24 protein-coding genes and 2 tRNA genes are annotated in these 17,368 nt (G+C 65.4%); 11 read left to right on the top strand and 15 right to left on the bottom strand.

The features are described 5' to 3' along the window. Window positions 1-4 precede the first annotated feature (4 nt). A complete protein-coding gene (gene hisC / locus B5D62_RS15450; RefSeq protein WP_085934816.1) occupies window positions 5-1,066 on the bottom strand; it encodes a histidinol-phosphate transaminase in 1,062 nt (353 codons plus the stop codon). 193 nt (window positions 1,067-1,259) lie between these two features. Between hisC and B5D62_RS15455 the strand changes: the two genes are divergently transcribed. Further along, complete coding sequence (locus B5D62_RS15455) at window positions 1,260-2,048, top strand: class I SAM-dependent methyltransferase (protein WP_085934817.1); 789 nt, start codon at window positions 1,260-1,262, stop codon at window positions 2,046-2,048. A 54-nt stretch (window positions 2,049-2,102) separates the two neighbouring features. Here B5D62_RS15455 and B5D62_RS15460 read toward each other — a convergent pair whose 3' ends face one another. The 4 genes from B5D62_RS15460 to rfbA all read right to left on the bottom strand — a co-directional run bounded on the left by B5D62_RS15460 (window position 2,103) and on the right by rfbA (window position 3,594). Beyond that, window positions 2,103-2,288 carry a ParE family toxin-like protein gene (locus tag B5D62_RS15460; protein ID WP_218191087.1) on the bottom strand — a complete coding sequence of 62 codons (186 nt, stop codon included), beginning with the start codon at window positions 2,286-2,288 and terminating at the stop codon, window positions 2,103-2,105. A gap of 62 nt (window positions 2,289-2,350) precedes the next feature. Beyond that, window positions 2,351-2,554 carry a hypothetical protein gene (locus tag B5D62_RS15465; protein ID WP_085934819.1) on the bottom strand — a complete coding sequence of 68 codons (204 nt, stop codon included), beginning with the start codon at window positions 2,552-2,554 and terminating at the stop codon, window positions 2,351-2,353. Window positions 2,555-2,575: 21 nt separating this feature from the next. Then, window positions 2,576-2,650, bottom strand: a tRNA-Gly gene (locus B5D62_RS15470). Between the two features lie 77 nt (window positions 2,651-2,727). Then, a complete protein-coding gene (gene rfbA, locus B5D62_RS15475; RefSeq protein WP_085934820.1) occupies window positions 2,728-3,594 on the bottom strand; it encodes a glucose-1-phosphate thymidylyltransferase RfbA in 867 nt (288 codons plus the stop codon). A 22-nt stretch (window positions 3,595-3,616) separates the two neighbouring features. Between rfbA and B5D62_RS15480 the strand changes: the two genes are divergently transcribed. Beyond that, window positions 3,617-4,108, top strand: a complete 492-nt coding sequence (locus B5D62_RS15480; protein WP_085934821.1) for a prolyl-tRNA synthetase associated domain-containing protein — start codon at window positions 3,617-3,619, stop codon at window positions 4,106-4,108. A 69-nt stretch (window positions 4,109-4,177) separates the two neighbouring features. Then, on the top strand, window positions 4,178-5,029 hold the full coding sequence (locus B5D62_RS15485; protein ID WP_085934822.1) for a metal ABC transporter solute-binding protein, Zn/Mn family: 852 nt from the start codon (window positions 4,178-4,180) through the stop codon (window positions 5,027-5,029). A 3-nt stretch (window positions 5,030-5,032) separates the two neighbouring features. On the opposite strand, the gene folD is transcribed toward B5D62_RS15485, so the two are convergent. The 6 genes from folD to B5D62_RS15515 all read right to left on the bottom strand — a co-directional run bounded on the left by folD (window position 5,033) and on the right by B5D62_RS15515 (window position 7,926). Further along, a complete protein-coding gene (folD, locus tag B5D62_RS15490; RefSeq protein ID WP_085934823.1) occupies window positions 5,033-5,935 on the bottom strand; it encodes a bifunctional methylenetetrahydrofolate dehydrogenase/methenyltetrahydrofolate cyclohydrolase FolD in 903 nt (300 codons plus the stop codon). Beyond that, window positions 5,928-6,266, bottom strand: coding sequence for a DUF167 domain-containing protein (locus B5D62_RS15495; protein WP_231714827.1), 339 nt, complete (start codon window positions 6,264-6,266; stop codon window positions 5,928-5,930). The genes folD and B5D62_RS15495 overlap by 8 nt, the downstream gene beginning before the upstream one ends. Further along, entirely contained in the window at window positions 6,233-6,526 is a 294-nt protein-coding gene (locus B5D62_RS15500) for a YggT family protein (protein ID WP_085934824.1), read from the bottom strand. The genes B5D62_RS15495 and B5D62_RS15500 overlap by 34 nt, the downstream gene beginning before the upstream one ends. 89 nt (window positions 6,527-6,615) lie before the next feature. Next, window positions 6,616-7,284, bottom strand: a complete 669-nt coding sequence (locus B5D62_RS15505) for an FHA domain-containing protein (RefSeq protein WP_085934825.1) — start codon at window positions 7,282-7,284, stop codon at window positions 6,616-6,618. A gap of 2 nt (window positions 7,285-7,286) precedes the next feature. After that, window positions 7,287-7,541: a hypothetical protein gene (locus B5D62_RS15510; protein ID WP_085934826.1), complete on the bottom strand. Its 255-nt coding sequence runs from the start codon at window positions 7,539-7,541 to the stop codon at window positions 7,287-7,289. Then, window positions 7,534-7,926, bottom strand: a complete 393-nt coding sequence (locus tag B5D62_RS15515; RefSeq protein ID WP_085934827.1) for a RidA family protein — start codon at window positions 7,924-7,926, stop codon at window positions 7,534-7,536. The genes B5D62_RS15510 and B5D62_RS15515 overlap by 8 nt, the downstream gene beginning before the upstream one ends. Before the next feature lie 103 nt (window positions 7,927-8,029). On the opposite strand from B5D62_RS15515, the gene B5D62_RS15520 reads away from it, so the two are divergent. The 4 genes from B5D62_RS15520 (at window position 8,030) to B5D62_RS15535 (ending at window position 10,369) form a co-directional block, all read left to right on the top strand. Then, window positions 8,030-8,105 (top strand) — tRNA-Ala (locus B5D62_RS15520). Between the two features lie 101 nt (window positions 8,106-8,206). Then, the gene (locus B5D62_RS15525) at window positions 8,207-8,866 is read left to right on the top strand and encodes a hypothetical protein (RefSeq protein ID WP_085934828.1); all 660 of its coding nucleotides are present in this window, start codon (window positions 8,207-8,209) and stop codon (window positions 8,864-8,866) included. Next, entirely contained in the window at window positions 8,866-9,525 is a 660-nt protein-coding gene (locus B5D62_RS15530) for a hypothetical protein (RefSeq protein WP_085934829.1), read from the top strand. The genes B5D62_RS15525 and B5D62_RS15530 overlap by 1 nt, the downstream gene beginning before the upstream one ends. A gap of 25 nt (window positions 9,526-9,550) precedes the next feature. Next, on the top strand, window positions 9,551-10,369 hold the full coding sequence (locus B5D62_RS15535; protein WP_085934830.1) for a TauD/TfdA dioxygenase family protein: 819 nt from the start codon (window positions 9,551-9,553) through the stop codon (window positions 10,367-10,369). 9 nt (window positions 10,370-10,378) lie between these two features. On the opposite strand, the gene B5D62_RS15540 is transcribed toward B5D62_RS15535, so the two are convergent. Both B5D62_RS15540 and B5D62_RS15545 read right to left on the bottom strand, forming a co-directional pair. Continuing rightward, window positions 10,379-11,515 (bottom strand): acyl-CoA dehydrogenase family protein, encoded by a 1,137-nt coding sequence (locus B5D62_RS15540; RefSeq protein WP_218191088.1) that lies wholly within the window; start codon window positions 11,513-11,515, stop codon window positions 10,379-10,381. A 113-nt stretch (window positions 11,516-11,628) separates the two neighbouring features. Then, complete coding sequence (locus tag B5D62_RS15545; protein ID WP_085934832.1) at window positions 11,629-12,696, bottom strand: ferritin-like domain-containing protein; 1,068 nt, start codon at window positions 12,694-12,696, stop codon at window positions 11,629-11,631. Window positions 12,697-12,845: 149 nt separating this feature from the next. Here B5D62_RS15545 and B5D62_RS15550 point away from each other — a divergent pair, with 149 nt between their 5' ends. The 3 genes from B5D62_RS15550 to B5D62_RS15560 are packed head-to-tail and all read left to right on the top strand — an operon-like array spanning window position 12,846 to window position 14,842. Beyond that, window positions 12,846-13,865: a ferredoxin--NADP reductase gene (locus B5D62_RS15550; RefSeq protein WP_085934833.1), complete on the top strand. Its 1,020-nt coding sequence runs from the start codon at window positions 12,846-12,848 to the stop codon at window positions 13,863-13,865. A 14-nt stretch (window positions 13,866-13,879) separates the two neighbouring features. Then, on the top strand, window positions 13,880-14,188 hold the full coding sequence (locus B5D62_RS15555) for a hypothetical protein (protein WP_085934834.1): 309 nt from the start codon (window positions 13,880-13,882) through the stop codon (window positions 14,186-14,188). A 9-nt stretch (window positions 14,189-14,197) separates the two neighbouring features. Beyond that, entirely contained in the window at window positions 14,198-14,842 is a 645-nt protein-coding gene (locus B5D62_RS15560; protein WP_085934835.1) for a YoaK family protein, read from the top strand. On the opposite strand, the gene B5D62_RS15565 is transcribed toward B5D62_RS15560, so the two are convergent. Together B5D62_RS15565 and B5D62_RS15570 are read right to left on the bottom strand one after the other, a co-directional pair. Further along, window positions 14,833-15,114, bottom strand: a complete 282-nt coding sequence (locus B5D62_RS15565) for a hypothetical protein (RefSeq protein ID WP_085934836.1) — start codon at window positions 15,112-15,114, stop codon at window positions 14,833-14,835. The two genes, B5D62_RS15560 and B5D62_RS15565, sit on opposite strands and share 10 nt — an antisense overlap. Window positions 15,115-15,119: 5 nt before the next feature. Then, window positions 15,120-16,220 (bottom strand): ferritin-like domain-containing protein, encoded by a 1,101-nt coding sequence (locus B5D62_RS15570; protein WP_231714828.1) that lies wholly within the window; start codon window positions 16,218-16,220, stop codon window positions 15,120-15,122. 71 nt (window positions 16,221-16,291) lie between these two features. Here B5D62_RS15570 and B5D62_RS15575 point away from each other — a divergent pair, with 71 nt between their 5' ends. Continuing rightward, complete coding sequence (locus B5D62_RS15575) at window positions 16,292-17,368, top strand: alkene reductase (protein WP_085934837.1); 1,077 nt, start codon at window positions 16,292-16,294, stop codon at window positions 17,366-17,368.

Below are 17,368 nucleotides of genomic sequence, written 5' to 3' on the forward strand. Positions count from 1 at the left end.
GCGGTCATCCTTTCAGGAAATCCGCCGCCGCCGCGATCAGGCGCTCGGTGTCCTCAGCCGTCCCGACGGTGATGCGCATATAGGGCGCCGTGCGCGGCTTGTTGAAATGGCGCACCAGCACCGCCCGCTGGCGCAGCGCAGCCGCAAACGCGGCTCCGTCCCGCGCCGGATGGCGGGCAAAGACGAAGTTCGCGCTCGAGGGCAGCACGTCCAGCCCCAGTCGCGTCAACTCGCGCGTCATCACCTCGCGTCCGGCCACGACCCGGGCGCAGCTCTGACGGAAATAGGCGTCGTCATGCACCGACGCCGTTGCGCCGGCGAGCGCGATGCGGCCGAGCGGATAGGAATTGAAGCTGTCCTTGACTCGGACGAGCGCCTCGATCAGCCCGGCATCGCCCAGCGCATAGCCGACGCGCAGCCCAGCGAGCGCGCGCGACTTCGACATCGTCTGCACCACGAGCAGGTTGGGATGGTCGGCGATCAGCGGCACCGCGCTCTCGCCACCGAAATCGACATAGGCCTCGTCGATCAGCACCGGGATGTCGGCATGCTCCTCGAGTAGCCGGGCGATCTCCGCCCGCGACAGCGCGATGCCGGTCGGCGCATTGGGATTGGCGAGCACGATCGCGCCCGCCTCGCGCCGGTAGTCCTCGATCCGTACCCGCAGGCCGTCGTCGAGCGGCACCGTCTCGCAACTGAGGCCGAACAGCTGCGCCCACACGGGATAGAAGCTGTAGGTGACGTCGGGATAGAGCAGCGGCCGCGGCTGCTTCAGCAGCGCCACGAAGGCATGGGCCAGCACCTCGTCCGAGCCGTTGCCGACGAACACCTGCGCGGGCGTCACGCCATGATGGGCCGCCAGCGCCTCGCGCAATTCGGTCGCCTCGGGATCGGGATAGAGCCGCATCGTGTCGGCGGCGGCGGCCCGCATCGCCTCCAGCGCCAGCGGCGAGGGACCGAACGGGCTCTCGTTGGTGTTGAGCTTGACCAGATTGGCGATCCGCGGCTGCTCACCCGGCACATAGGGCGAAAGCTCGCGGGTGACCTGGCTCCAGAAGGCGTTCATCGGTGTATCCGGTTGGGGCGCGATGGCGGGCTTATGCCATCGCGCGACCGGCCGTGCCACCCGAGCCTCGACGCAAGGCGAGCCGCAACTGGCAGACCGCCCGGCCGCGTGCTCATATCCCGTTCCCGGGTGTGATGGCATGGGCGGCGCGGGCGTGCAGGCAGGCGCGAGCGAAGCCGTGGGGAGACCTATTGTGTCGGGACAACAATTCCGCTTCGACGATGGCGCCGTCTATGAGCGCATGATGGGCATCTGGAGCAGGCTCGCGGGAGAACAGTTCCTCGATTGGCTTGCTCCTGCATCCGGATTGACGTGGGTCGATGTCGGCTGCGGCAACGGGGCCTTCACCCAGCTCCTTGTCGAGCGCTGCGCGCCCGCGGCGATCGAGGCGATCGATCCGGTGGAAGGCCAGATCGCCTATGCCCGGGCCAGAATCCCCGACCCGCCGGCGCGGTTCCAGCAGGGCAACGCGATGGCGCTGCCCTTCGCCGACCGCCAGTTCGACGCCGCCGTCATGGCCCTCGTCATCTTCTTCGTGCCCGATCCCGCCAAGGGCGTTGCAGAGATGGTCCGGGTCGTGAAACCCGGCGGCTGGGTATCGGCCTATGCCTGGGATATCCCCGGCAACGGCTTGCCCATGGGTCCGATTCGGGCCGAGTTGCGCGCCATGGGCTTGGAACCGCCGTTGCCGCCGAACCAGCAGGTATCCAGTCTGAAGGGCTTGGCGGATCTCTGGACGCGCGCCGGCCTCGATGCCGTGGAAACCCGGGAGATCATCGTTCCAAGGAGCTTCGCGGACTTCGACGACTACTGGACGACATCCATTCTGGCGCCCGGACTTTCGACGATGATCGCGGCGCTGCACAAGCCGACCCTCGAGCAGCTCAGGCACAAGGTGCGGGCGCGCATGCAATCAGGACCGGACCGCAAGGTGCAGGAGACGTCGCGGGCAAACGCCGTGAAGGGAGTGGTGCGCCGCTAGACTAGACCGGCGCAGAGAGACAACTACTCGCGCCTGCGACGCTCAGGGGAGGACCTATATCATAGCGTCGTAGTCGGCATGCGAGCCGATCCAGAACCAGAGCAGCCCGTCTTCGACTTCAACGGACAGCGCCCGATATCGGCTCCCAACGCGGACCGACCAGAACCGGCCGACCTTTTTCAATTGCAGGGATGGATGGCGCGGATTCTCTTTGAGTAGCGCGTAATTCTTGTCGGCCAAGGTTCGGATATTCTCAGGCAGTCCTTCGTAGAGCTGCCAGAATGCCGGGCTTGCGAGATGTCTCACAAATCTCGCGCGCGACCGGCACGGAAATCCGAAAGTGCCTGGTCGGCCAGACGGTCTAGTCGACCGGCGGCGGCATCCCGTTCGATCTTCTGGTCGAAGCGAGTCGCCTCGAATTCTTCGAACCAAACTCGGAAGCGTGCGAGCTGATCGACGGGCAATTCGGCTACAGCCTTTTCAATGTCTTCGAGGTTCGCAGACATAGGCTTCCGCAGTAGAAAAATTGGAGCGGGCGAAGGGATTCGAACCCTCGACCCCGACCTTGGCAAGGTCGTGCTCTACCCCTGAGCTACGCCCGCGCTCCGTGTTCCGACCGGGTAGGTGCCGGAAGGCGGTCCTGATAGGGGTTTTTCTTCGCCTTGGCAAGTCCGGCGAATCAGCCCCGGGCCGCCAGCCGCTGCAGATATTTGCCGTACTCGCTTTCGCGGATCGGCTCGATCAGGCGGGCGAAGGCGGCATCGTCGATATAGCCCTTGCGCCAGGCCACTTCCTCGGGGCTGCCGATCTGCAGGCCCTGGCGATCCTCGACGGTCTCGACGAACTGCGCCGCCCGCAGCAGGCTCGACGGCGTGCCGGTATCGAGCCAGGCATAGCCGCGGCCGAGCTTCTCGACCGTGAGCCGGCCCTGCTTCAGATAGTGCATGTTGACGTCGGTGATCTCGAGCTCGCCGCGCGCCGAGCGCGGGATCGAGGCGGCGACGTCGCACACGTCGGCATCGTAGAAATAGAGGCCGGTCACGGCCCAGTTCGAGCGCGGCGCCTTGGGCTTTTCCACGATCGCGACCGGCCGATCCGCGGCGTCGAACTCGATCACGCCATAGGCCGACGGATCGCTCACCCAGTAGGCATAGATCACGGCGCCGGTCCCGCGCGCGCCGCGTTCGGCCATGGCCGGCAGCGAATCGCCATAGAACAGGTTGTCGCCCAGGATCAGGCCTATGCGATCCCCGGCGATGAAGTCGCGCCCGACCAGGAAAGCCTCGGCGATGCCGCCCGCCGTCGGCTGCACCGCATATTCGAGGCGCAGGCCCCATTGGCTGCCATCGCCGAACAGGCGGCGATAGGCCTGCTCGTCCTGCGGATTGACCACCAGCAGGATCTCGCGGCACCCCGCCAGCATCAGCGTGGTGAGCGGATAATAGACCATCGGCTTGTTGTAGACGGGCAGGAGCTGCTTGTTGGCGGCCCGGGTCATCGGGTAAAGCCGCGTGCCGCTGCCGCCGGACAGAACGATGCCTTTCATCCCGCCACTGTAGCCCGTCCCGATGCTGAACCCACAACAACTATTCGCCCGCCTCGACGCCCTGGGCCTCGGCCACCGGACGGTCGAGCACCCGCCGGTCTTCACGGTCGAGGAGGCCAAGGCCCATCGCGGCGACCTGCCCGGCCATCACATCAAGAACCTGTTCCTGCGCAACAAGAAGGAGGAGATGTGGCTGGTGGTGGCGCTGGAGGACCGCGTCGTCGACCTGAAACGGCTGGGCGAGGCGCTGGGCGCCGGCCGGCTGTCCTTCGGCAGCCCCGACCGCCTACGCCGCACGCTGGGGGTCGAACCGGGCTCGGTGACGCCTTTTGCCGTGATAAACGACACCGACCGACGCGTCACCCTGGTGCTCGACAGCGGCCTCAGGGAACGCGGTCCAATCAATGCCCATCCGCTCACCAACACCATGACCACGGCCATCGCCGTGGCCGACCTGCAACGCTTCTTCGAGGCAACCGGTCACACGCCGCGCTGGCTCGACTTTCCGCTCTGAATCGCCTGGCCGCCCTGGCATGCCGGTCGATGCGTGACAGGGCGTCGGCAAATGTTATGTTGTAACAAAATGCGCGCGTTCCTGTTCGTCCTGCTTGTCCTCGCGGCCCTGCCCGCTTCGGCCCAGCCAAAGCTGAAGGTGATCTCGACCTTCTCCATCCTCGGCGACTTCGTGGCCCAGGTCGGCGGCGATCGGGTCGAGGACGGCGTGATCGTCGGCCCGGACACCGACGTGCACACCTACCAGCCGACGCCGATCGATGCGCGCCGGCTGGCGGCGGCGCAGGTGCTGGTGAGCAACGGCCTCGGCTTCGAGGGATGGCTCGATCGCCTGGCCGAGGCCGCGTCCTTCAAGGGCCGGCGCATCATCGCCTCGCAGGGTACGACGACCACGCTCGACCCGCATTGCTGGCAGGATGTCGGCTGTGCCCGTCGCTACGTCGCCAACATCACCGAGGGCCTGACCGCGGCCGATCCGGCGAATGCCGCCTTCTATCGCGCCCACGCCGCCGATTACGACCAGCGGCTGGCAGCGCTCGATACCTGGATCCGCAGCGAGATCGCCAAGGTGCCGCCAGAGCGCCGCAAGGTCATCACCGGCCACAACGCCTTCCAGTATTTCGCCCGCGCCTATGGCGTGCGGTTCGAGGCAGCGCGCGGCTACAACACCGACAGCGAGCCGACGGCGCGCGACATCGCCGGCCTGATCCGCGACGTGCGGGCCCAGCACATCAAGGCGCTGTTCGTCGAGAACCTCACCAATCCGGCCCTCATCGACCAGGTCGCGCACGATGCCGGCGTCCATGTCGGGCCGGCGCTCTACAGCGATGCGCTTTCCCGGCCCGACGGCCCGGCGCCGACCTACGAGGCGATGATGCGTTACAACGTCACCGCCCTCGTGGTGGGCATGATGAAGAACTGACCGTCACACCGCCACGAACGGCAGGCCGGCCTTGCGCCGCGCCGCCTGCAGCGTGTTGTACATCAGGCACGCCACCGTCATCGGGCCGACGCCGCCGGGGACCGGCGTGATGCGGCCGGCGATGGGCAGAACCTCGGCGAAGGCGACATCGCCCACCAGCCTGGTCTTGCCGTCGGCCGCCGGCACCCGGTTGATGCCGACATCGATGACCGTCGCGCCCGGCTTGATCCAGTCGCCGCGCACGAACTCGGGCTTGCCGATCGCCACGACGGCGATGTCGGCGGTACGGCACAGCGCCGGCAGGTCGCGCGTGCGCGAATGGGCGATGGTGACGGTGCAATCGGCCCGCAGCAGCAACTGCGCCACCGGCCGACCGACCAGATTGGAGCGGCCGACCACGACCGCATGTAGGCCTGCGAGCGAGCCCAGCGCATCGGCCAGCAGCATCGAGCAGCCGAGCGGCGTGCACGGCACCGGGAAATCGAGCGGCGCGCCGGAGGCGATGGAGCCCAGCCGGCCGACATTGATGGGATGGAAGCCATCGACATCCTTGTCGGGATCGATCGCCAGCAGCACGCGCGCCGTGTCGATATGCTTGGGCAGCGGCAGCTGGACCAGGATGCCGTTCACGGCCGGATCGATGTTGAGCTGGGCGATCAGCGTCAGCAGTTCCTGCTCGGTGGTCTCGGCCGGCAGGCGATGATCGAAGCTCGCCATGCCGAGCTCGGCTGCCGTCTTGCCCTTGCTGCGGACATAGACCTGGCTCGCCGGATCGGCTCCCACCAGGACCGTCGCCAGGCCTGGCTTCAGCCCCTTTTCCTTCTTGAGCGCGGCCACCCCTTCGCCCACGCGCTCCCGCAATCCGGCAGCGAATGCCTTGCCGTCGATCACCTTCGCTTCAGCCATGCCCCTTCACCCACACTCCAATTCGCTCCGCCAGCGAGGCCGGATCCCCGGCCACGCCGATGGTCTTGTTTCGTCCCGTCGCGCCCTTGATCACCGTGAAGGCCGACTTCGGCAGCCGCCACGCCTCCGCCAGCAGGGCGATCACGGCGGCATTCGCCTTGCCGTCTTCCGGCGGCGTGGTCACCGCCGCCTTGAGCACCGCCTCCGACAGCTCGAGCGCGGTGCGACGGGCGCGCGGCTGCACGCGCAACTCCACGGTCACACCCGAGGGACCACGACGCAGGAACGACGGATCGCTCAGCGGACCAGGGCCGGCCAGACGTATTCCCACAGCAGGCTGCGGATAAAGAACAGGCCCAGCAGCAGGATCACGGGCGAGATATCGACGCCGCCGAGATTGGGCAGCACACGCCGGATCGGCCGCAGCACGGGCTCGGTGATGCGATAGAGGAACTCGACCAGCCAATTGATGAACTGGTTGCGGGTATTGACCACACCGAATGCCACAAGCCAGCTCATGATCGCGCTCGCGATCACGATCCACGTGTAGATGTCGATGATTTTGTCGATCAGCAACGCCAGCGACAGCATCGGCTCCCCGCCTTTATTTCCGGCACGCCGCCGGCGGGGCGCACCCTACTCGGCGGGGATTGCCGATCCAAGCCAATTTCCGGGCCAATTCAGGGCCGGGACAGCGTCAACTCGACGGTTCCCACACGCAGGGTGCGCACACTGGTGATATCCCGCGGCCCGTGTTCGGGCAGCAGCCGCGCACCGTCGATATAGGTACCGCCGGGGCTGCCCAGATCGGCGAGGCCCAGTCGGGCACCCGCGACCATCAGCCGGGCATGGGGCTGGCCGACGGAGGGATCGGGAACGGAAAGCTCGGTCGGCTGGCCCGCCGGCGCGCCGGTCAGGATCCAGGCCGGCGCCGAGGCATCGACGGAAAGGGCGACCGCCTGCCCGTCCGGCAGCTTGCCGGTCAGTAGCCAGCGCCGGGCGTCCGGGATCGCCTTGGGCGGCGGCGGCAGCGCCGTCGGTCGTGCGGTGGCCGTGTTTCCCGGCGGCGGCGGCGGTGAACCCGTCGGAACGGGACCGGCCGAGGCGGCAAAAGGAACGGCCGTGTCACGCGGCCAGCGCATGAAGGCGAACACCCAGAGCAGGACCAGCGGCACGATGGTGCCCACCGCCGTCAGGGTCAGCAGGATCGCCCCCATTCCCGTCCAGCCCGGCAGGCCGGCCTTCTCGACGATGCGCCACGCCATCCAGGCCGCCAGCACGAGGCTGACCAGCGCGAAGGCGCTGCTGAGGCCGGCGAGACCCATGAGCGCCACCACTTCGGTGCCCATGATCAGCGCGCCTCGGCCGTTGCCTCGCCATTCGGCCAGTCACCGAAGGCGAGGATGGCCATGACGACGAACGAGCCGATCACCGGCACCAGGTGCAGAAGCGACCACGCGCCGGCGAATCCGGCGCGCTCGCAGATCCGCCAGGTCGGGATGATCAGCACCAGTGACACCAGCAGATGCCCGATGAGCACCATCAGCATCACGAAGGAGCCGATCCCCAGGAACCAGGACAGCAGGTAGTAGAAAGTATCAGGCAAGCGCCACCACTTCGATCTCGACCATCACGTCGCGCGGCAACCGCGCCACTTCGACCGTCGAGCGTGCCGGAGGATTGGGGCCAAAATATTCCGGCCGCCCGTAGACTTCGTTCATGGCGGTGAAATTGTTCATGTCCTTGATGAAGACCGTGGTCTTGACCGCCCGCGTCAAGTCCGAACCGGCCGCCTTCAGCACCGCGCGCAGATTCTCCAGCACCTGGCGCGTCTGCTCGGCGATGCCGCCGGACACGATGTTGCCGGTCGCCGGGTCGAGAGGGATCTGGCCGGCACAGTACACCATGCCTCCGGCCACGATGGCCTGGGCGTAGGGGCCGAGTGCCTTGGGCGCCGCATCGGTCTGGACGGTTTTCTTGTCGGTTGCCACAGCTTGATACTCCGTTGGGGATTGGCCGCGGACGCTACCATAGGGCCGTTTGCTTGACAGGTGGGCTCGCAGGCATTATCCGCGCGGTCTTCGGAGAGAGTGGGGGGCTGTAGCTCAGCTGGGAGAGCGCCTCGTTCGCAATGAGGAGGTCAGGGGTTCGATCCCCCTCAGCTCCACCAATCTCCGGTCATGACCGAGGCCCCGTGGGGCCTTCCGCGATACAGGCAGGCGTGCCGCCCGAGATGGCAATGGACTCGATTGCGCGGCAGACTGGCCGACGATGCGCCTGACCAAGCCGACAGTGGCCCAACTGGGCCTGACGCCAGAAGAAGGGCGTATTCTGCGCACATTGCGCACGCCCGAACGCATCCAGCAGTTCGTGGTCGATCTGCACGCCAATTTCGAGGAGGACGGCGACAGCCTGCGGTCGGTGCGCGGCGTGCTGCGCCATCGCAAGGCGCACTGCATCGAGGCGGCCTTCATCGCCGCTTGCGCCCTGTGGCTGCAGGGCGAGCGTCCCCTGCTCATGGACATGACGGCGCAGGGCGACTCCGATCACGTGGTTGCCCTGTTCAAGCGCGACGGCTGCTGGGGCGCGATCTCCAAGAGCAACCATGTGTGGCTGCGCTGGCGCGATCCCGTCTATCGCAGCCTGCGCGAGCTGGCGATCTCGTATCTGCACGAATATTCCGATGGCGACCGCAAGACGCTACGCGGCTACTCGGTGCCGTTCGATCTGCGGCGCTTCTCGACCGACCTGTGGGTGACCAATGAGGATCACTGCTGGGATGTCGGCGCGGCCCTCGACGACGTGCGTCACTATCGCCTCATCACCCCAAAGCAGGCGCGGCGTTTGATGCCACGGGACGCAACTGAACTGCGCGCCAACGATCTGGTACAGTACGAAAGCGTCGATCGCGTCACAGCCCGGAAATATTGATGGCCATGGTCTGCCTCGTCCTCGCGCTGCTGATCACCCTGATCTCTCCCGCCGCGCAGGCGCAGATTCCGCCGGAGTGGCAGGCGGCGGCCCACGCCGTGATCGGCGATCTCGAACGCGGCACCCCGCAGGCCGACAAGCCGTGGGGCCGCGAATTGCACGATGGCTGGCGGCTGGCGCGCGCCTGGCGCAAGCACAACAACGGCAATATCGAGATCATCCTGGCGGAATACCTGACCTTCACCCTGCTCTGCCGTGAAGCGGGCTGCGAGGAGGAGACCATCGAGGGCAAGCCCTATCGGGACGTGGCCGCCGAAGTGAAGGCGCTGCGTGCCGAGCAGGGCAATTCCTATGCGCTGGTCGGCAATGCCCATGCCTGGCTGGCGCGGCTGTCCGATCCGACCGGGGCGGCGGCCAAGGATGCCGCGCTGTGGAGCAAGGATCCCGATGTGGTCGCCGCCGACTTCGCGACGTCGAACCTGTACGGTCTGGCCTGGCTCCTGGGTCGTGCCCGGGCGACTGCCGCCGGACAGGCGGAGACCTTCACCCGTCTCGGCCTCTTCGTTCACGGCACGGGTTGGGTTGGTCCGCGCTGCCTCGATATCTCGCGCGTCGCGACGACGATCGATGCGCCGCCCGAGGTCGAGAATTGCAAATGACGGCGGGCCGGCGGATCATCCGCCCATGGCCTACGAAACCATCCAGATCCGCAAGCTGACGCCCGCGATCGGGGCGGAGGTATCCGGCATCGATCTCGGCGGTCCGCTGTCCAACCGCCAGGTCAGCGACCTGCACGACGCCTTGATGACGCATCAGACCCTGTTCTTCCGCGACCAGCAGATGACGGTCGAGCAGCATAAGGCGCTGGGCCGCCTGTTCGGCGAGTTGCTGGTCCATCCCGCCGCCAAGGCCGAGCTGGAGGGCCACCCCGAGATCCGCGTCGTCCATGCCGACGACAAGACCGAAACCGCAACCGGCGAGGTCTGGCACTCCGACATGTCGTGCGAGCCCGAGCCGCCGATGGGTTCGATCCTCTACATGCACGAGACGCCGGAGACGGGCGGCGACACGGCCTTTGCCAACATGTATCTCGCCTACGAGACCCTGTCGGAGCCGATCAAACGGCTGTGCGAGGGACTGACGGCACTGCATACCAGCGCCCATGTCTATTCGCGCAATGCCTATGGGCGCGCCGACAAGAAATTTCCAGAGGCAGTGCATCCTGTCGTGCGCACTCATCCGGAGACGGGCCGCAAGAGCCTGTTCGTCAATCGCGGCTTCACCACGCGCATCGTCGAACTGCGCAAGGCCGAGAGCGATGCCCTGCTCGAGATGCTGCTGCGCCACGCCGAGACGCCGGAGTTTCAGTGCCGCTTCCGCTGGCAGCGCCATTCCGTTGCCTTCTGGGACAATCGCTGCGCGCTGCACCGCGCCATCTTCGACTATCACCCGCACGTGCGGCACGCCCATCGCGTCACGATCAGAGGCGATAAACCCCGCTGAGCGCTCCGCTCAGAGGCCGAGGCTGCGGGCGATCAGATTGCGCTGAATTTCCGACGTCCCTTCCCCGATCACGTAGACCAGCGCATCGCGATGGATCCGGCCGACCGGATAGTCGCGCATGATCCCGGCACCGCCATGGATGCGGATCGCCGCTTCCGAGACACGCACCGCGCATTCCGAGGCCACCAGCTTGACCTTGGCGGCGGTCGCGGCATCGAGCGTGCCCTGGTCGACGCGCCAGGCACCGTAATAGACCAGCCAGCGGGCCGCTTCGATGTCGGCCGCCATGTCGGCCAGCTTGTGGGCGATCGCCTGATACTGGCCGATCGTCTTGCCGCGCACCTTGCGGACCCTGGCATATTCGAGAGCCGCCTCGAGTGCAGCCTGAGCCATGCCGAGTGCGTTGGCGGCGACGCCGACGCGATTTTCCGACAGGCTGTCGAGGATGATCGGATAGGTTCCGGTGCGACCTCCCAGCAGGCAATCATCGGCGACGAAGGCATCGCTGATGTGCACCAGGCCCGTGTCCGACGCCCGGATGCCCTCCTTCTTCAGGCTCGTGACGACAATGCCCGGATTGGGCAGCTCGACGAGGAACAGACTGATGGAGGAAGGCGCGAGTTGCGGATCGGTGCGGGCGGCCAGGGTGAGGAAGCCCGCGATCGGCGCGTTGGTGATATAGAGCTTCGAGCCATTGAGCTTCCAGCCGCCGGAGACCTTCTCGGCCTTCGTGCGCAGCGCCCGAATGTCGGATCCGCCGTCCGGCTCCGACAAGGCGAAGCCGGCGATACGCTCGCCTGCCAGCGCCGGACGGAAAAACCGCTCCTTCTGCGCGTCGGTGCCGGCGCGCCAGATCGGCCAGATGCCGAGATGACTATGGGCCGACCACGACGAAGAAAAGGACTGGCAGACGCGCGACATCTCCTCGCGCACGATGCAGTCCGACACCTTGTCGAAACCCGAACCGCCGTCGGCCGCGGGATAGCGCACGCCGACCAGCCCGAGCTCACCGAAGCGGCGGAACAGCTGGCGCGGAAAGGTCTCGCTTTCCTCCGCCTCGCGCACCAGCGGCGCGAGTTCGCTGTCGGCAAACCGGCGCACCGTGCGCCGCAGCTCTTCCTGCTCGGGGGTGAAGGTGAAATCCATTGCCAATCACCGCTCGTTGCCCATGGAGCGCCAGAATGGCCAAAGGGCGGCGACAAATCGAGGACACAAAGAAGGGGCGCGTGGCGCCCCTTCTTCCGTTCATGCGATCGCACCTACTCGGCGGCGATGGCGTTCTCGACGAACTTCTTGGCGTCGAAATCCTCGGCGACCTTCATGTCGTTGCCAATCAGCTTCTCGACGTCGATCTTGGCATATTCCAGCACGCCCATGTCGCCCAGCGCCTTCTGGACCTTGGGTCCGAACAGGCCGATTTCCTTGAGGATCGGGACGATGCGGGTGAACAGGCGGGTCCGGAAAGCCTGCATGGCGCCCGACTCGTAGGCGTACTTCATCAGTTCGTCGACCGGCAGGCCGGACCTTTCCCAGACCTCGGCCTGATTGAAGCGATCGCGCATGAAGTAGAGCGCCTCGACCGTGAACTCCTCGCGCTCGCCGCGCTCGTGATCGGACAGCTGCGGATAGTATTCACGCAGCGCCATACGGCCGAACGTGACGTGTCTCGCTTCGTCCTGCATCACATAGGCGTTCACCGAAGCGGCGAGATTGTTCTTCGCGGTGTCGCGGATGCGCTGGAAGGCAGCGAGCGCCAACCCCTCGATCATCACCTGCATGCCGAGATAGGTCATGTCCCAGCGCCGATCGGTCAGCGTCTGCTCGAGCAGCGTCTGCAGCGACTTGGTGATCGGATAGGCCGACTTGAACTTCTCGTGGATCAGCCGCTTGTAGGCCTCGACATGTCGGGCCTCGTCCATCACCTGGGTCGCGGCATAGAACTTGGCGTTCATGTCCGGCACGGTGGCCACGATCTTGGAGGTCGCGATGAGCGCGCCCTGCTCGCCGTGCATGAACTGGCAGATCGAATGGCATTGCAGGTTGAAACGCAGCCAGCTGCGTTCCTTCTCGGTCATCTTCTCCCAGACCGGGGACCCGAAGATGGGGATGGACTCGTCGGCCATGCCCATCGGGTTGTCCTCGAACAGCTCCTGGCTCCAGTCGATGCGCGTGCTCGCATCCCACTGCTGCTGCTTGCCCTTTTCGTACAGGTTCAGGAGATCGGCCGAACCGTCATCATATTCCCAGTTGAACATGATCTCGCTGGCGCCGTCGAACTTCCACTCCGTGATGTCGACGGGGAGCTGATAGAGTTTTTTCGTCGTCATGGGCTCTTGCCTCCTGAGCTTGAACCTTGTCCCATCCCGTTCCAGGAGTGTCTGAAAGTGACACTCCGTTCATTTTTCTCGGCGAGGCTAGCACACTCTGCTAGGAGAGTCGTCCGGAAATAGACGTTGGGGCAAACGACGGATTTTCAATGGCTTATCATCAATTGCGTATCGCCAAGATCGTTCAGGAGACGCCCGATGCGCGCTCCTTCGTCCTCGAAGTGCCGGTCGACCTGGCGGACAAGTTCACCTATCGCGCCGGGCAGTTCCTCACCTTCCGCGTGCCGCATGGAGAGGGACCCTTCAATCGCTGCTATTCGCTGTCGAGCGCACCGGAGAGCGACCGCCACCTCAAGGTGACGGTGAAGCGCGTCACGGGCGGCAAGGGCTCCAACTGGTTCAACGATGCGCTCGCGGAAGGCGGCGTGCTCGATGTCATGCCGCCGGCCGGACGCTTCGTGCTGAACGAGGGCGAGCATCCGCTGCTGCTGTTCGGCGGCGGCAGCGGCATCACGCCGATGATGTCCCTGATCAAGAGCGCGCTGAAATCGGGCACGCGCCGCATCCGGCTGTTCTACGCCAACCGCGACAAGCCCTCGATCATCTTCGACGCCGAACTCCTTCAGCTCATGGCCGAGCATCCGAGCAGGCTCGAGGTGATCCATCATCTCGATGCCGAGCAGGGCCTGACCAAACCCGAGGAAGTCGTGGCGACGTTGAAGGGCTTCGAGGGTGCGGAAGCCTATCTCTGCGGCCCGGGTCCGTTCATGGACATGGTCGAACGCACATTGCTGGATGCCGGCATGCCGCGCGAGCGCGTGCGGCTCGAGCGCTTCGAGGCGTCGGGCAACGACGCCGTGCCGATCGAGCAGGAAGAAGGGGACGTGATCCCGAGCGAGATCACGATCCACTTCGAGAACAAGACGCACAAGGTTCCCTACAAGAAGGGGCAGACGGTGCTCGAGGCGGCGCGGGCGGCCGGTCTGAACCCGCTCTCCTCCTGCGAGGAAGGGTTCTGCGCCTCGTGCGCCGCCAAGCGGGTCAAGGGCAAGATCGTTCTCGCCAAGAACGACATCTACACCGAGGATGACCTCGCCAATAACTGGATCCTGACCTGCCAGGCCCATTGCTTCGGACCCGAGGTCGAGATCACCTACGACGTGGTGTGAGCGAAGGAGGCGAGATGAGCCTGTCCCTGATCCTGCGTCTCGCCGTTCTCGGCACCGTTGGAGGATTGGCGGCGGGCTGTGTCTCGCCCTGCACCGCGACTCCCGAGAAGCTTTCCGCCTTGCGACGCGGCATGAGCTACGCCGAGACGGCACAGGTCATGGGATGCGAAGGCTCCCAGGTATCACCGGCGTCGGTCGCATCGGGCGGCCTCGCCACCATGGCGTGGGGCGGGCCGGGCCGCCCGCTCTCCACGCATACGCTGATCGAATTCGAGAACGGCCACCTGCTGTCCTTCACGACCGGCCAGCGGTACGGGCTCTAAGCACCCCCGATGCGGCCAGCCCTCCAGGCAACGACCCTCACTCTGGTCGCCGGCATCGCCGACGCCGTAGGCTATCTCACGATGGGCGGCATCTTCGCCGCCAACATGACCGGCAATACCGTCCTCGCCGGCATCGCGCTGGCCCAGGGCGACTATGGTCACGCCCTTTATCAGTTCGCCGCTTTGGCCGCCTTCGTCGTCGGCGCCGTCCTGTCCCATTTCCTGCTGCGACTCACGGCCAGGCCGACCGCTGGCTTGCTGGCGGAAGCCGTGCTGATCGCGGGCATCGGCTTCCTGCCGATCCAGCCGGAATTGCAGGCAATGATTGTGGCAGCGGCGATGGGACTGCAGGCATCCGCCATCACCCAGTTCGGCGGCGTCTCGATCAGCACCGTGGTGATCACCAGCACGCTGGCGCGGATCGCCGACTCCCTGCTCGACCGATTCCGGCCGGTCGACGCGAAATCAGAACGAAGCGCGGCCCTCAACCTGCACCTCCTGCCGCTGAGCTGGGCCGGCTACCTGGCGGGCGCTTTCGCCGGAACGCTTATGATCGCGATCCTGCCATGGCCGCTGCTCGCGGCTGCGGTCCTGCTGCTCCTGATGCTGGTCTTCTGTTCCGGCGATACGACCGAGCCCAAGTCTCAGTCGTAGAACTCGCGATCGCAGTGGGCGCAGGTCTTGGGAATGTAGAACAGCGCCAGCCAACGCCGGGAGAAGGCACGGGCATGGCAGTGCGGGCACTTGAGGCCAGTCGCATAGACGAACAGGCCGATACCCACCGCAATCGCGGCGGCGAGCACGAAGCCCTTATGGGCACCTACGAACGAAATAAGCTGTACCGCCGCCACAAACAGCACGATCGCCGCCGCATAGGCGATCACCATCTTCTTCCGGACCGTCATCTCTCCCACGAGATTCGTCATCACGCTCATCCGACGGCGATCGCCCGATCGACGAACATCTTCTTGTCGAAGTCGTCGGCAACCCGTCCGTCATTGGCGAGCTGCTCGACGACATCCACCTTGGCGTAGTCCATCACGCCCATTTCGGCAAAGGCCTTCTGGACCCTTGGCCCCCACAGGCCGATATCCTTCACGGTCGGCACGATGCGGCTGAACAGCCGACCGCGGAACGAGTTCATCTGCTTCGAATTGTAGTGGATCTCGTCGAGCATCTTGGCGGGCAGTCCGAGCCGCTCCCACACTTCCGACTGATTGAAGCGGTCGCGCATGAAGATCAGCGCCTCGACGACGAACTCCTCGCGCTCGTCACGCTCGGCGTCGGACAGATGAGGATAGTAGTCGCGCAACGCCAACCGTCCGAACGAGACATGGCGCGCCTCGTCTTGCATCACGTAGGCGTTCACCGCACCGGCCAGCGTGTTGCCGGCCTTGTCGCGGATCGACTGGAACGCCGCCAGTGCCAACCCTTCGATCAGCACCTGCATGCCGAGATAGGTCATGTCCCAGCGCCGGTCCGTCAATGTCTGCTCGAGCAGCGTCTTCAGCGCCTTGTTGATCGGATAGGCGAGCTGGAACTTGTCATGCAGCAGGCGCTTGTAGGCTTCGACATGGCGCGCCTCGTCCATCACCTGCGTCGCCGCATAGAACTTCGCGTTCATGTCGGGAACGGTGGAGACGATCTTGGCTGTAGCGATCAGCGCACCCTGCTCGCCATGCATGAACTGGCTGATCGAATTGGCCTGGAGATGGCGACGCAGCCACGACTTCTCCGTCTCGGTCATCTTGTTCCAATGATCGGTGCCGTAGATGGAGATGGCTTCGTCCTTGAGCTCCATCGGATTGTCGGGATTGAGCTCGAGCGACCAATCGAGCCGCTTGCTCGAATCCCATTGCTGCTTCTTGCCCTTGTCGTAGAGATCGAGCAGCGCCGGGGAGCCGTCGTCGTACTCCCAGTTGAACATCACTTCGGTGGCGCCATCGAAATGCCATTGCGTGATGTCGACAGGCAGCGCGTAGAGACGCTGCGTCCCTTTTTCCGTTTTGTGTTTGCCCATGTCGAAACTCATGGCGCGCCTCCCGGCGATTTGATCTTGCCAAAAGGATGACGCCCCCGTCGCGATGTGGCAAGAGCGAGGCCATGCTTACACTCCTTGATCCCATACAGATGGGCGATTTTCGCCTTCCCAACCGTGTCGTCATGGCGCCACTCACTCGCAGTCGCGCCACCGACAGTCGAATCCCGAACGAACTGATGGCGCGCTACTATCTTCAGCGTGCATCGGCTGGACTGATCATCAGCGAAGCGACATCGGTGACACCGATGGGCATCGGCTATGCCGCGACGCCGGGCATCTGGTCGGCCGCACAAGTTGAAGGATGGAAACTGACGACCGATGCCGTGCATCGCGGCGGCGGTCGTATCGTGCTGCAGCTCTGGCACGTCGGTCGCATTTCCGATCCCATGTTTCTCGACGGTGCCTTGCCGGTCTCCGCGAGTGCGATCGCGCCCGAAGGCTTCGTCAGCCTGGTGCGACCCAAGAAGGCCTTCGTCACGCCGCGCGCGCTGGAACTCGACGAAATCGCCGGCGTCGTCGAGGCCTATCGGCAGGGCGCGGCCAACGCCAAGGCGGCCGGTTTCGACGGCGTCGAGATCCACGGCGCCAACGGCTATCTGCTCGACCAGTTCCTGCAGGACCGTTCCAACAAGCGCACCGATCGCTATGGCGGCTCGATCGAGAACCGCGCGCGGCTGATGCTTGAAGTCACCGACGCGGTGATCTCTGTCTGGGGCGCCGCCAAGGTCGGCATGCATCTGGCGCCGCGCGGCGACAGCCATTCGATGGGCGACTCCGATGCCGCCAAGACCTTTGGCTATATCGCGAGCGAGCTTGGCCGGCGTCGCATCGCCTTCATCTGCGCGCGCGAGTACGAAGGTCCCGACAGCCTCGGGCCGACGCTCAGGAAAACCTTTGGCGGCGCCTGGATCGCCAACGAGAAATTCACCAAGGAGTCGGCTCAGGCGGCACTCGATGCCGGCCGTGCCGACGCCGTTGCGTTCGGCAAGGACTACATCGCGAATCCGGACCTGGTCGAGCGCTTCAAGGTCAATGCGCCCTTGAACAAGTGGAACATGGAGACGTTCTACTCGCCGGGACCGGTCGGCTACACGGACTATCCCGCGCTCGCCCCGGACCAGGCCGAGGCTGCCGGCTGA

The sequence above is a fragment of the Enhydrobacter aerosaccus genome (genome assembly GCF_900167455.1).
GTDB lineage: Bacteria > Pseudomonadota > Alphaproteobacteria > Reyranellales > Reyranellaceae > Reyranella > Reyranella aerosaccus.